General features: G+C 59.0%; 15 protein-coding genes. 3 read left to right on the top strand and 12 right to left on the bottom strand.

The features are described 5' to 3' along the window. Window positions 1–20: 20 nt before the first annotated feature. The gene (locus tag ACR0LI_RS02755; protein WP_171631188.1) at window positions 21–305 is read right to left on the bottom strand and encodes a DUF3572 domain-containing protein; all 285 of its coding nucleotides are present in this window, start codon (window positions 303–305) and stop codon (window positions 21–23) included. A gap of 88 nt (window positions 306–393) precedes the next feature. Here ACR0LI_RS02755 and ACR0LI_RS02750 point away from each other — a divergent pair, with 88 nt between their 5' ends. Next, entirely contained in the window at window positions 394–1,794 is a 1,401-nt protein-coding gene (locus ACR0LI_RS02750; protein WP_480717974.1) for a diguanylate cyclase, read from the top strand. Between the two features lie 5 nt (window positions 1,795–1,799). On the opposite strand, the gene ACR0LI_RS02745 is transcribed toward ACR0LI_RS02750, so the two are convergent. The 4 genes from ACR0LI_RS02745 to ACR0LI_RS02730 are packed head-to-tail and all read right to left on the bottom strand — an operon-like array spanning window position 1,800 to window position 3,707. Continuing rightward, a complete protein-coding gene (locus ACR0LI_RS02745) occupies window positions 1,800–2,273 on the bottom strand; it encodes a periplasmic heavy metal sensor (RefSeq protein ID WP_480488042.1) in 474 nt (157 codons plus the stop codon). Next, entirely contained in the window at window positions 2,270–2,623 is a 354-nt protein-coding gene (locus ACR0LI_RS02740; RefSeq protein WP_171631181.1) for a hypothetical protein, read from the bottom strand. The genes ACR0LI_RS02745 and ACR0LI_RS02740 overlap by 4 nt, the downstream gene beginning before the upstream one ends. Further along, a complete protein-coding gene (locus ACR0LI_RS02735) occupies window positions 2,613–3,230 on the bottom strand; it encodes an RNA polymerase sigma factor (RefSeq protein ID WP_480717973.1) in 618 nt (205 codons plus the stop codon). The genes ACR0LI_RS02740 and ACR0LI_RS02735 overlap by 11 nt, the downstream gene beginning before the upstream one ends. Before the next feature lie 6 nt (window positions 3,231–3,236). Beyond that, window positions 3,237–3,707: an EF-hand domain-containing protein gene (locus ACR0LI_RS02730; protein ID WP_171631177.1), complete on the bottom strand. Its 471-nt coding sequence runs from the start codon at window positions 3,705–3,707 to the stop codon at window positions 3,237–3,239. Window positions 3,708–3,926: 219 nt separating this feature from the next. On the opposite strand from ACR0LI_RS02730, the gene ACR0LI_RS02725 reads away from it, so the two are divergent. Next, window positions 3,927–4,325: a DUF983 domain-containing protein gene (locus ACR0LI_RS02725; RefSeq protein ID WP_171115058.1), complete on the top strand. Its 399-nt coding sequence runs from the start codon at window positions 3,927–3,929 to the stop codon at window positions 4,323–4,325. A 25-nt stretch (window positions 4,326–4,350) separates the two neighbouring features. Further along, window positions 4,351–5,052 carry an NUDIX hydrolase gene (locus tag ACR0LI_RS02720; protein WP_171633770.1) on the top strand — a complete coding sequence of 234 codons (702 nt, stop codon included), beginning with the start codon at window positions 4,351–4,353 and terminating at the stop codon, window positions 5,050–5,052. Window positions 5,053–5,062: 10 nt separating this feature from the next. Here the strand turns inward: ACR0LI_RS02720 and ACR0LI_RS02715 are convergent, their stop codons facing one another. Genes ACR0LI_RS02715 through nuoK form a run of 7 tightly spaced genes read right to left on the bottom strand, consistent with a single transcriptional unit; the run spans window position 5,063 to window position 13,786 of the window. Next, window positions 5,063–6,730 carry a ribonuclease J gene (locus tag ACR0LI_RS02715; RefSeq protein ID WP_171631175.1) on the bottom strand — a complete coding sequence of 556 codons (1,668 nt, stop codon included), beginning with the start codon at window positions 6,728–6,730 and terminating at the stop codon, window positions 5,063–5,065. Further along, window positions 6,727–7,506, bottom strand: coding sequence for a type III pantothenate kinase (locus ACR0LI_RS02710; RefSeq protein WP_171631173.1), 780 nt, complete (start codon window positions 7,504–7,506; stop codon window positions 6,727–6,729). Before ACR0LI_RS02710 ends, ACR0LI_RS02715 begins: the two co-directional genes overlap by 4 nt. Before the next feature lie 11 nt (window positions 7,507–7,517). Continuing rightward, a complete protein-coding gene (locus ACR0LI_RS02705; RefSeq protein WP_480717972.1) occupies window positions 7,518–8,267 on the bottom strand; it encodes a biotin--[acetyl-CoA-carboxylase] ligase in 750 nt (249 codons plus the stop codon). A 54-nt stretch (window positions 8,268–8,321) separates the two neighbouring features. After that, window positions 8,322–9,764 carry an NADH-quinone oxidoreductase subunit NuoN gene (gene nuoN / locus ACR0LI_RS02700; RefSeq protein ID WP_480488050.1) on the bottom strand — a complete coding sequence of 481 codons (1,443 nt, stop codon included), beginning with the start codon at window positions 9,762–9,764 and terminating at the stop codon, window positions 8,322–8,324. Between the two features lie 15 nt (window positions 9,765–9,779). Beyond that, entirely contained in the window at window positions 9,780–11,324 is a 1,545-nt protein-coding gene (locus tag ACR0LI_RS02695; protein ID WP_171167325.1) for an NADH-quinone oxidoreductase subunit M, read from the bottom strand. Then, entirely contained in the window at window positions 11,324–13,474 is a 2,151-nt protein-coding gene (gene nuoL / locus ACR0LI_RS02690; protein WP_480717971.1) for an NADH-quinone oxidoreductase subunit L, read from the bottom strand. Before nuoL ends, ACR0LI_RS02695 begins: the two co-directional genes overlap by 1 nt. Before the next feature lie 6 nt (window positions 13,475–13,480). After that, complete coding sequence (gene nuoK, locus ACR0LI_RS02685) at window positions 13,481–13,786, bottom strand: NADH-quinone oxidoreductase subunit NuoK (protein ID WP_005984024.1); 306 nt, start codon at window positions 13,784–13,786, stop codon at window positions 13,481–13,483. Window position 13,787 lies beyond the last annotated feature (1 nt).

The following is a 13,787-nucleotide window of genomic DNA, read 5'->3' as shown; positions in this document are numbered from 1 at the left end:
TGCTCCTGCGGAAAATATGGCTATGTCCAGTGTATCTCAGCGCCGCCAGACAATACCGCCCTTGCCTGGGCGGGAAGGTCATAGGCAAGTGAATTGGCATCACAAAACGCCATGACCCACGAATCGTCAAGCACCAGAAAATCAAGAACCGACGCCAGAAACTCGGGATCGCTTGCCCGATCGCGGACATCCTCGATCGATGCGCCCGTAGAGCCCAGAAAAACAGGCAAAAGCTCGTCATTGCTGACCAGCCAGGCCAGGGCCGTCAGCGCAAGAGTTTGGGCGGAATCAGAGGATATCGGCATAAACTTGGGTCAGATCCGGTCTTGGAAAGGGTTTGTTAACCAGAGTCATAAACACTTTGTTCACGCATGCAATCAACGGTGAACAACTATGTCTGTGCAGGGAACCATCCTTGTCCTCGACGGGGTATCGACCAATCGCATCATGCTGAAGGTACAGCTGACGGCGGCCTGGTATCACGTGGTGCAGGGCGAAAAGCTTGAAGGGTTGCCCGCGCTCGTGCGGCGTACGCAACCGGATCTGGTTCTGACGGCTCAGACGTTGCCGGATGGAACGGCTGCGGATGTGAAGAAGGCGATTGTGAAGGAACCCGGCCTTGACGACGTTCCGGTCGTGGCGATTGCCGCGCAAAATGACCGGGACGCCCGGCTGCGGGAGTTAAAGGACGGGCTGGATGATGTTCTGACGCACCCGTTCAAAGACACCTTATTATTGGCGCGCATTCGCAGCCTTTTGCGTGCTCGTGCGGCCACTCAGGATTTGCAGGTCAGCAACGGATCGCAATCGATTGGCTTCGCAGAGCCGGTCCAACCCATAATCAGACCGTCCAAAGCGGCGCGGGTTGATATCCTGACCCACACGGCCCGAAACGGCACGCTTTGGCAAAAGGCTCTGGAAGATCAACGTCAATTTGATTTGAACTGGCATCTTCAGTCGAACCTGCGGGGTGTGTTGTCCGGCTCTGTTCCCGATGCGATCGTGGTTGAACTGGGCTCGAACCCGGCCGGCCTGAATATCCTTGCCGACCTGAGATCACGCGGCGTGACCCGGCACACGGTTTTGATCGGGGTGCTGAAAGACGAAGACGCCGGACAGGCTTCGGAAGCTCTGGACCGAGGGGCTGATGCTGTCTGTCTGGGCGGGTTCTGCGCACAGGAGATCCTGCTGCGGCTTGAAAACCAGATTGCCCGCAAAGCGCGACTGGATCAGATGCGGGTCTCTCTCAAAAGAGGCATCGCGGAATCCTGGATCGACCCGTTGACCGGGCTGCACAATCGCCGCTACGCCATGCGCGCGCTGGATCAAATCGCGCGCCAATCCGCCAGAACGGGGCGCAGTTTTGCGATCATGCTGGCCGATCTGGATCACTTCAAGGCAATCAATGATGGCCATGGCCATGCAAGCGGCGATTACGTTTTGACGCAAGCGGCGGAACGTATGCAACATGCCTTGGGATCCCGTGGATTTGTCGCCCGCATCGGGGGGGAAGAGTTCATGATCGGCGTGCCCGATGTATCGCCCAAACAGGCGTTGAACCTGGCCGAAACCGTTTGTGACAGCATCTGTCAGTCCCCGTTCCTGTTACCGGACCATGGGGCACAAGTTGATGTGACGGTCAGTATCGGGTTGAAGTTGTCTCAGGTCGGTTTCGCCCGGCAAGACTATGCGGCTGAAAGCGTGGAAAACCTGATCAAATCCGCGGATAAAGCGCTGTATGCTGCGAAGAAGGCAGGGCGCAATCAGGTGAGTATCAGGCAAAGTGCGGCCTGATCTGTTCAGTCTCTTTTCTTGTGCCCATGCGGCCCGCGTTTGACGACTTCCTGCAATCGGTCTGCATAAGCCTGCCGTTCATCATTGCTCATGGCGGTCACACGTGCCAGCCATTGCGTTTGCAAGGCCTGCTGCAAATCGGCGGTGGCCTGTGCTTGTTGTTGCAACAGAACCTGAACGGCGACCGGGTCGAAGGGCGTTGCGCGCAAAGCCTGACTGAGCGCTTCAAAATCCTGAGTACGACCCTTTGATCCTTTTTTGTGCAGGCCCGTCAGCTCGCCCCGCATCGCCTTTCGATCATCCTTGGGCAGGGCCCGGTACAACGCGGGGCCGAAGCCGGGCGGTGATTTGGCATGATCCCCACCTTTGAGGCGCAATACGGTGCCCACAGCGACACCGACAACCAGCAGGTTCAGCGCCAGTGACAAGGCCAGGACGACAGGCACCCACTTGCGTTTGGGCTTGGGATCAGCGTTCATTCCGTGCTCTCCAAAAAACTCGAGTCAAATCCAAGGTCGGCCACGAGGAAGGATGTCTCCTCTGACGTCAACAGGCTGGCCGGGTCCGGCAGAAAGGCCGGTGCGGAAAACCCGATCCAGACCCCGGCAGCGCTTGCGGCGACAAGCCCGCCAAGGCCCTGCCATCCTCCTACATTGCTTATCAACCTGTTCCATATCGAAGGCATCGGCTGCGGTGCAGGCGCAAGACGACCGAGGCGAACAGTTTCAGCATCCGTCTGGATGCGCACGGCAAGATCGTCCGGCAGTGCCGGTCGCTGCCGCTGTGCCTGTGCAAACAAATGATCAAGTTCCAGGTCTTCATCCGCCATTGTCATACCCCAGTTCTTCGCGTCGTCCGGCCAAGATCGCGGTCAGGCTGCGCTTGCCTCTTGCGGTCAGGCTTTCAACTGCTTCTACCGAAATGCCCATTATCCCGGCAATCTCGGGGTTGGGCAGCTCTTCAATATGGCGCAGCACGACCGCTTGTCGCTGCCGCTCGGGCAGCTCAGCCAAAGCCAACTGCAAGGCATCCTTGCGCGCCTCATCCTGCATGCGGTCAACAACGCTGGCCTTGCCATCTTCGGGTTCGGGAACGTCCGACAACCTGTCGGGTGTCTTCTTGCGCCTGATGTCCACGCACAGGTTCAGCGTCACCCGATACAGCCAGGTCGATACCTTGGCCTGACCCCAAACCCAATTCGGCGCCATCTGCCACAACCGCATCATCGCATCCTGCGTCACGTCTTCCGCCTCGGCCCGATTGCCCAACATGCGCAAAGCAACCGAGTAACAGCGTGGCCCCAAACGATCGGTCAGGATCCGTGCCGCCCCCGCCTCACCATCAGCGAATTGCCTCAGCAACGCATCGTCGCTGAGTGTGTTTGCGGCGCAATCCGCGCCGCGAACATCTTGTTGGTGGGAGGTCAGATCCTCCATCCTGCATCAGTTATCGCTTGTATCCGATTTTTGATGCTTTTTCTTATGGTGCCGTCCCATCCGATCTTTGGCATCGGCAAATTCCTGTTCTGAGATTCCGCCACTGTTGTCCGCATCCATCCGATCAAACATCTTGTCAGCCCGGCGCGGTTTCGGCAACTCATCCTGGCTGAGGAAGCCATCTTTGTTCGCGTCGTTGTTTTCGAACATCCTGGCAACCCGATCACTGGCTTTCTTCTGGGCGGCAGCCTGCATTTCTTCCTGGCTCAGCTTTCCATCCCCATTGGTGTCCGCCTCGGTGAAACGAGCGGTGCGGTGCGCCTCCATCTCTTGTTGCGTCACCTGACCATCCCCATCGGCGTCCAATTCCTGAAAGGACACCGGCTCGCGGCCACCCGAGCCAGCGGCCAAAACAGAAGTACCGGTAATCGCAACCGCCGACATGACAATGGCCGAGATGAATGTAACGTTTTTCATTTCCGTTTCCTTTTGTTGACGCGGCCCGAGTGCCGCCGCTCATACCCATTCAAACGGGCCGCGCCAGGAATTCCGTCGCTGAATTCGATATTATTTTTAAAAGGTTCGGGACCGCCCCAAGACGAGGTGCCGGGCAGACGTTGCAAAGCGACGCACCCCCCTTTTAAATTTCCACGATCAGGCCCATTATCCGCAAAAGATTACTGCGCGAGTTACATTATGACGGATCAGACGATCGAGACGACCTCTGAAGATGAGCGTGAGACATGGCCAGCCCTGGTCAAGGGGTTTCGCTGCAAATGCCCCAACTGCGGGGAAGGCAAGCTGTTGCACAGCTATCTCAAGGTCAATGACTCCTGCTCGAACTGCGGGCAGGAGTTGTTTCACCATCGCGCAGATGATGGGCCCGCCTACCTGACAATCCTGCTGGTCGGCCACCTGCTGGCGCCTGCTCTGCACGTGTCGTACGTGCATTGGCGGCCCGATCCGTGGACGATGGCCATCGGCTTTTCCGTCGCCTGCGTCGCCCTGTCCCTGTACCTGTTGCCACGCCTGAAAGGTGCAGTGGTGGCCTATCAGTGGGCACGCCGCATGCATGGCTTTGGAAAAACCGCGTGACCCGACCCAGTTGACCAGTTTGGACATGACACCCGACAAAACCGCCATCCGGGACGCAGCGACGGTTATCGTGCTGCGGGACAGATGGACAAACCCCTCGATCCTTATGGGGCAGCGCGGGTCCAAAGCGGCCTTCATGCCGAACAAGTTCGTCTTTCCCGGTGGCGCGGTTGATCCGGCTGACGCGGATGTTCCATTGGCAACGGATTTGCCGGATCTGTGCTTTGAACGTTTGGGCGAACAGGCCGAGCCGGGGATTCAACACGCCCTCGCCGCGGCCGCCATACGCGAGCTTTGGGAAGAAACCGGTCTTGTTCTCGGCCAGCCGGGCACATGGCCCGGTCAGGTACCTGGCGATTGGCAGAGCTTTGCCGCGTTGGGTTACCTGCCAACTGCGGCTGCGCTTCAGTTCGTCTTTCGCGCGGTAACTCCACCGGGCCGTCCCCGCCGGTTCGATGCGCGGTTCTTTCTGGTCGACGCCGACGCTCTGCAAGGTGATGTGGATGATTTCAGTCACGCCTCGGATGAGCTGTCGCACCTGCAATGGGTGCCACTAGATCGGGCACGGGATCTGGATCTGCCGTTTATCACCGAGGTCGTTCTGGCGGAAATAGCGGCCCGGGTTACGTCCCCCGAGCCGCCATCGTCAGTTCCATTCTACAAAAACAACGAAGAGGCCAACCTGTTCCTGCGTCTCAGGGGCTATCCGATGCCAACCCACGACTGACGGATCGGTTTCACCGCATCCGGCTGACCACCACCGTCACTTCGGGCTTTTTGCCAATTTCCGCTTTGGCTGTCTGCCGCACGATGCGGCGCATTTCATCTTCCAGCTTGTCGTCATCGCGCAGGGTCTTGGCAGCGGCCCGCATCAGGAACTGGTTCAGATCCTCTTCCAGCACTTCGACCAACGCGGCACGGGACGTGCCGGTTTCGGGCAGTCCCATGGTATCGCACCACGGCTCGCCCAGCGGTTCGTCTTCTTCGTCCAGAACCACCGTCACTGTAACATGGCCGTTCAAAGCCATGCGGATACGGTCCCGCACCACGCCGTCAAGGGCACCAATCTTCACGGTGCCGTCCAGATATGTGCGACCGGTTTCAACATAATCAACGACCACAGGCGCATTGCCGCTGAGATCCAGCATGGTGCCGTTCACCGCCAGCACTCCGGTTCTGCCGCCCTGCTCTGCCAGTTTGACATGCTCGCGCAGGTGCCGGTGTTCGCCGTGCATCGGGATCACGAATTGCGGATCAGTCAGTGCGTGCACTTTCTCGAGGTCCGGCCGGTTCGCATGGCCCGAGACATGATAAAGGCCCGAACTGTCATCAACGACATCCACGCCCTTTTCGCTGAGCTGGTTCATGATGAAGATCACGCCCCGCTCGTTCCCGGGAATGGTCTTCGAGGAAAACAGGAACAGATCGCCCTCGGCCAGTTCCAGACCACGGTACTTGCCACGGGCCAGTTGGGCGCTTGCGGCCCGTCGTTCCCCCTGGCTGCCGGTCACGATCAGCATCAGGTTCTGGCGCGGAAGGTCCAGAGCCTCTTCGGCGCTGATCACCTTTGGAAAATCCGCAAGAATACCGGTTTCGGTCGCTGCTTCGATCATCCGACGCATCGCGCGCCCCAGCAGAACGACGGAACGCCCGGCCCGCGCACCTGCTTCGGCCAGCGTTTTGACCCGCGCGACGTTTGACGCAAAGGTGGTCGCCACGACCATACCTTCCGCGCCTTCGACCAGCTTGACAATCTCGGGGCCAACTTCGGATTCTGAACGCCCCGGATGAGTCGAAAACACATTCGTACTGTCACAGACCAGCGCCTTGATGCCGGGCTTGGCAACCTCGGCCCACAGGTCAGGGTCAAAGGCCTCTCCAACGACGGGTGCAGCATCCAGCTTGAAGTCGCCCGAATGCACGACACGCCCTGCGGGTGTGTCGATGACCAGTGCGGCACTTTCGGGAATCGAGTGCGAAACAGGAAGGAAGCCAACCGTGAACGGCCCGACGGACACCTGTTCAGGCCAGGCGGAAACAGTCGTGACCGCCTCGGTCGGGTGCGCGTGTTCTTCCATCTTGCGGCGCGCGATATTGGCCGTGAAGGCGCGCGCATAGACCGGCGCGCCCAAAGCTTCATAACAATGGGCCACGGCACCGACGTGGTCTTCATGGGCGTGCGTAATGAAAACACCATCCAGCCGGTCGGCACGCTCTTTCAGCCAAAAGATATCGGCATGGATGAGGTCAACGCCCGGCGTTGTGTCCATATCAGGAAAAGTGACGCCCAGATCCACAAGGATCAGGCGTTCCTTTCCCGGTTCACCGTAGCCGTACACATAGGCGTTCATGCCAATTTCGCCCGCGCCACCCAGCGGCAGGTAGATCAATCTTTCACTGCTCATACGGAGCCATTATCCTTGTTGTAGCGATGGATCACGGTCAGGCCGTGCATCGTCAGATCATCTTCGATTGCGTCGAACCCCACGTCGGCCTGATCGAACAAGGGGGCCAGCCCTCCGGTTCCAACGACTTTCATCGGCATTCCATACTCGGCCTTGATCCGGGCGATCAGCCCCTCGATCAAACCGGAATATCCCCAATACACGCCCGATTGAATACAACCAACCGTATTTGTGCCGATCACCTTCTCGGGACGCGTGATGTCGATATGCGGCAGTGCGGCTGCGCCCTGATGCAAAGCCTCAAGGCTGAGGTTCACACCCGGAGCGATAACGCCCCCCACATAGGCACCGTCCGCGGCGACAACGTCGAAATTTGTTGCGGTACCAAAGTCCACGACAACCACATTGCCACCATGGCGGTCAAAAGCGCCCACTGCATTGGCCAGTCGATCCGGGCCGGGCACCGTGCCTTCATCCACACGCGGAGGGACAGGCAACAGGCAATCGGGCTTGCCCACAACCAATGGTCTGCAACCAAAAAAGCGATCGGCAAAGATGCGCAGGTTGAACACGACACGTGGCACGGTCGAGGCAATGATGACATCCGAGATATTCGCCTCGATCCCATAATGTTTCACCAGCGTCGAATACCAGGTGAAATACGCGTCTGCCGTGCGCGCATGGTGGGTCGAGGTGCGCAGGGTGCACAGAAATTCCTCACCGTCCCAGATCGAGAAGACGGTATTGGTATTGCCGCAATCGATGGCCAGAAGCATCCGCGCCCCTCTCAGAAATAGACATCCGCCGCAGGAATGCTCACGCGGCCTTTGGCGGTGTTTAAGACAAGGTTACCACCTGCGTCCACCGTTTCGAAGGTTCCAACCGTTTCCGACGTACCGGTCCGCGCAGTGATGACCTCGCCCAACCGGGCCGCGCGGGACAGCCAGGCAGTGCGGATCGGTTCGAACCCATAGGTGACGAATTGGGTTTCATACCCGGCATAGGCCGCGGCCAGTTCGGTCAGAAAATCCTCGGGCGAGACATGTGCCCCGGTTTCCGAAAGAAGTGAGACGGGACGAACCGCGCCGGGCTCTACCGCGTCCGCATCCGGGGCATTGGCCAGATTCACTCCGATGCCGATGGACAGATGCGCCACGCCATGCCCCTGCCCCGTGCTTTCCAGCAGGATACCGGCAAGCTTGCCGCCGTTCAGCAGCACGTCATTGGGCCATTTCAGCGACAGTCCGGCAGCCCGCCCGGACACGGCGACACACGCGTCAAAAAGGGCCAGCGCCGCCACGAAACTGCGCAAAGCCGCCTGTTCCGGCGCGCCCTGAGGACGCATCAGCAAGGTCGCCGCCAGGTTGCCCATCGGGTTGGCCCAGCTTCGTCCGCGCCGCCCGCGCGCCGCCGTCTGGTGATGCGCCATGATCCAGACGGGACCACGCGCATTCGGAGCAATCCGCGCCGCTTCATTCAGCGTGCTGTCGACTTCCTGCACCTCGTGCAGGCCATAGCCTTGGGGCCATTTTGTCATATCAAAAAGGCCCGGTCGCGCGACCGAGCCCCTCTTTCCGGATGTGTGAAACGATCAATTGACAAGCGTGGCCGCCGCGGCTGCTGCCGCGCCCTCGACGCCGAACTGATAGAAGATGCCGACCAGCATTAGGGCCGCAGACCCCATCAATGCCACCCACAGAACAGGGGTCGACCGGGTTTCGATCGGCTCTTCGTTCTCGGCCCCGAAATACATGTAGAACACGATCCGCAGGTAATAGAAGGCACCGATGACCGAAGCGATGGCCGAGACGACGACCAGACCGGTCAGACCCGCACTGACGCCCGCCTGCCAGACGCCGAATTTCGCAAAGAAACCAAGCATCGGAGGCACGCCCGCCAGACTGAACATCAGGATCAGCACCGCCAGCGCCTTGCCCGGATCACGCTTGGAGTATTGCCGCAGAGCGTCAATGTCGGTGATGGGTTTGCCGTCACGTTCCATCATCAGAATGAAGGCGAATGTGCCGATATTCATGGTCACGTAGATGGCCAGATACATGAGCATGGCCTTGATACCCAGCTCGGTACCAGCGGCCAGGCCAATCAGCGCATAGCCCATATGGGCAATCGACGAAAACGCCATCAGTCGCTTGATGTCGCGCTGCCCGATCGCGGCCACGGCCCCCAGCAACATCGACAGCACGGACAGCAGGACAATCACTTGCTGCCAGTCTTTGACAATGCCGCCGAACGCGTCATGCAACAGGCGCGCGAACAACGCCATCGCCGCAACCTTGGGCGCCGTGGCAAAGAAAGCCGTGATCGGTGTCGGAGACCCCTCGTAAACGTCCGGCGTCCACATATGGAACGGTACGGCCGAGACCTTGAAGGCCAGACCTGAGATCAGGAAGATCAGGCCAAACAGCAGCCCCAACGAAACATCGCCATGGTGAACTGTCTGGATGATGCCCGAGAACAACGTGGTGCCGGTGAAGCCATAGACCAGCGACGCGCCATAAAGCAGCAGACCCGAGCTCAGCGCACCCAGCACAAAATACTTCAGACCTGCCTCGGTCGATTTCGCGCTGTCACGACGCAGAGCGGCCACGACATAGAGCGACAGCGATTGCAGCTCGAGCCCCATGTAAAGCGACATCAGATCGCCTGCGCTGACCATCATCATCATCCCCACGGCGGCCAGTGCCACCAGCAAAGGATATTCAAAACGCAGCAGATCGCGGCGCGCCATGTATTCCTGGCTCATGACCAGTACTGCACCCGCCGACAAAAGGATAGCAACCTTGGCAAAGCGGGCAAAGCCGTCATCGACGAACATGCCGTTGAAGGCCACGTTTGTACCCCCGCCCTGAGTTGCAATCCAGATTGCCAGAAGGGCCATAAGACCTGCCGTGGTCCAGACCAGCAAAGGCGCCAGTCCGTCCTTTGTCGTGTAGACAGCCCCCAGCAGCGCCGCCATCGCATAAAGCGCCAGAACGATTTCCGGCAGGATGATTGTCAGATCAGCCTGGATCATGTCTCCAAAGTTCCCTTAATGCGAAGCGGCTGTCTGGGTCGCAGCCTCAGCCGCGGCCAGAGCCGTGTCATAGTTCGAAATCAGAGCCGCTGTGGATTGCCCGATTACATCGGTCACCAGCGACGGGTAGACACCCAGCAGGATGGTCATCACGATCAGCGGGGCGAAGATCAATCGCTCGCGCGAGCTCATGTCGGTCATCGCCTTAAGGCTTTCCTTGATCAGATCGCCAAACACGACCCGGCGGTAGAGCCACAGCGCATAAGCCGCCGAGAAGATCACACCGGTCGCTGCCACAGCCGTTACCCAGGTGTTGACCTGAAACGCGCCCATCAGGGTCAGGAATTCACCGATGAAGCCACTGGTGCCCGGCAGGCCCACATTGGCCATGGTAAACAACATAAAGACCAGCGCGTAGGCTGGCATCCGGATCACCAGACCGCCATAAGCCTCGATATCGCGGGTGTGCATCCGGTCATAGATCACGCCAACGCACAGGAACAGCGCGGCCGAGATGAACCCGTGGCTGAGCATCTGGAAGATCGCGCCATCGATGCCCTGCTGGTTTGCCGCGAAAATACCCATGGTCACAAAGCCCATATGCGCGACCGAGGAATAGGCGATCAGTTTCTTCATATCCTCCTGCACCAGCGCCACCAAAGAGGTATAGACAACCGCGATGGCAGACATCCACAGCACCAGATCGGTCATCACGGCCGAACCCACCGGGAACATCGGCAGGCTGAACCGCAGGAAGCCATAGCCGCCCATCTTCAGAAGGATCGCGGCCAGTACGACCGATCCCGCCGTGGGCGCCTGAACGTGGGCGTCCGGCAACCAGGTATGCACCGGCCACATCGGCATTTTCACCGCGAACGAGGCAAAGAAGGCCAGGAACATCAGGGTCTGCATGCCACCGACAACATAGATGCCCAGCACGCTGAAGCCCTCGGACGAGAACTGGTGCGTCATCAGCGCGGCAATGTCCGTGGTGCCCGCATCCGCATACATTGCAACCATGGCGACCAGCATCAAGACCGAGCCGAGGAAGGTGTAGAGGAAGAACTTGAAGCTGGCGTAGATCCGATCCTTGCCGCCCCATATCCCGATGATCAGGAACATCGGAATAAGACCCGCTTCGAAGAACAGGTAGAACAGTACCAGATCAAGCGCCATGAAGACGCCCAGCATCAGCGTTTCCAGCAGCAGGAAGGCAACCATGTATTCCTTGACACGGTCCGTGACATTCCAGCTGGCCAGAATGGTCAGCGGCATGATGAAGGTCGTCAGCAGAACGAACAGGACACTGATGCCATCAACACCCATCTTGTATTTGAGGCCCATCAGCCACTCACCCTCTTCCACCATCTGGAAACCGGGGTTCGACGGGTCAAAGCCTGTATAGATGCCGATGGAAACCAGGAAGGTCACAGTGGTGGCCAGCAGAGCAATCCACTTGGCGTTCCGCTGTGCCGCCGCATCGTCACCTTGCAGGAACAAGGCAAGAATGCCTGCGGCGATGGCGGGGATAAACGTGACGATCGAAAGGATATAATCCATTACTGGGCCCCTCCGCCGATCGACATCCAGGTGACAAGGGCCGCGATGCCCAGCACCATCCAGAAGGCATAGGTAAAGATGTACCCGGTCTGCGCCTTGCCGGCGAGGCGGGTGAAGAAGGGAACAACGCCCATTGCTACTCCGTTCAGGAAGCCATCGATTGTATTGCCGTCACCGCGTTTCCACAGGAAGCGGCCAAGCGCCACAGTGGGTTTTACGAAGACCGCATCGTAGATTTCGTCGAAATACCACTTGTTCAGAAGGAACAGGTACAGCGGACGCTGATTTGCAGCCAGACGTGCCGGCAGCGACGTATTCACGATGTAGAACCAATAGGCCACGACAAAGCCAAGCAACATGGCGACGAAGGGTGAAACCTTGACCCATTTCGGAGCCGCATGCGCATCGTCCAGAACATGGTTGTCCGGCGCCATGTAAAGCGCGCCCTCGCCGGGCTGGCCCGCAAAGACATAGTGATGATCGCCACCCTTTGCATCCTTCTCACCATGACCTTCATCGGCATGACTGTCAGCCGCGTGGCTTTCATCCGCATGGCTGTCTTCACCGTGCGAAGCATCCGCCGCCGCATGATCACCGGCCTCGGCATGTTCTGACGCTTCGGCAACCGGAATACCGTAGAACTTGCCGACCTTGTCCGCATGGCCAAAGAAATTGCCATACCAGATCATCCCGGCAAACACCGCACCCAGCGACAGAACGCCAAGCGGCACCAGCATGGTCATCGGGCTTTCATGTGCGTGGTCATGCGTATGCTTGTCGCCACGCGGTTTGCCATAGAAGGTCAGGAAAATCAGACGCCAGCTATAGAACGAGGTGAACATCGCCGCGATCACCAGCATCCAGAAGGCGTAGCCGGTTCCGCCCGCATAGGCGCTTTCGATGATCGCGTCTTTAGACAGGAACCCGGCAAAACCGATTGTGGTAAGCGGAATGCCGACACCCGTGATGGCCAGCGTTCCGATCATCATCGCCCAGAAGGTGTAAGGGATCTTTTTGCGCAGACCGCCATATTCCGTCATCTCCTGCTCGTGATGCATAGCGTGGATCACGGACCCCGCACCGAGGAACAGCAGCGCCTTGAAGAAAGCGTGCGTGAACAGGTGGAACATCGCCGCCGAATACATGCCGACGCCCGCGGCCACGAACATGTATCCCAGCTGGGAACAGGTCGAATACGCAATGACGCGCTTGATGTCGGTCTGTACCAGACCCACGGTCGCCGCGAAGAACGCTGTCGAGGCCCCAAGGAAGGTGATGAACCCGGTCGCGCCCGGCGCGAACTCCATCAGCGGCGACATGCGGCAGACAAGGAACACGCCCGCTGTCACCATGGTGGCCGCGTGGATCAGGGCCGACACCGGCGTCGGGCCTTCCATCGCGTCCGGCAACCAGGTGTGCAGGATCAGCTGCGCGGATTTACCCATCGCACCGATGAACAGCAGAACACAGATCACCTCGACCGCGGTCCATTCGCCCCACAGGAAATGTAGCTTTTCTTCTGCAAGCGCGGGTGCCGATGCGAAAATGTCCGAAAAGTTGATGCTGTCGGTCAGGAAGAACAGCGCGAAGATGCCCAGAGCAAAGCCAAAATCGCCCACACGGTTGACGATGAACGCTTTCATCGCCGCAGCATTTGCCGACGGCTTGCGATAGTAGAAGCCGATCAGCAGATACGAGGCAACACCCACGCCTTCCCAGCCAAAGAACATCTGCACAAGGTTGTCCGCCGTCACCAGCATCAGCATCGCGAAGGTAAAGAAGGACAGATAGGCAAAGAAACGCGGCTTATAGCTTTCGCCTTCGCGCCATTGCGGGTCGTGATCCATGTAGCCAAAGCTGTAGAGATGCACGAGCGCGGAAACCGTGGTGACCACGATCAGCATGATGGCGGTCAGCCGGTCCAGACGGATGGCCCACGAGGTCGAGAGCGAACCGCTTTCGATCCAGCGCATGATCTCGATCTGTTGTGTGTGCCCGTCGAACGAGAAGAACACGAGCCATGACAGCAGACAAGCCAGAAACAGCAGGCCCGTGGCCGTCCACATGGCGGCCTTCTCGCCAATGAATCTCCAGCCAAACCCGCAGAGCAGCGCGCCCACCAGCGGGGCAAAGAGGATGGTGGTTTCCATGTTCTCTTACCCCTTCATCATATTGACGTCTTCAACCGCGATGGTGCCGCGGTTGCGGAAGAAGCAGACCAGAATGGCCAGACCAATCGCCGCCTCGGCCGCCGCAACGGTCAGCACGAACAGCGTGAACACCTGCCCGACCAGATCGCCAAGGAAGCTGGAAAACGCCACGAGGTTGATATTCACCGCCAGCAGCATCAGCTCGATGCTCATCAGCAGGATGATGACGTTCTTGCGGTTCAGGAAGAGACCGAAGATGCCGATGACGAACAGCGTCGCCGCGACCGTAAGATAGTGTTCAAGTCCGATCATC

It is taken from the genome of Ruegeria sp. CL7, assembly GCF_056536445.1.
This window is presented reverse-complemented; position numbering and strand designations above follow the sequence as displayed.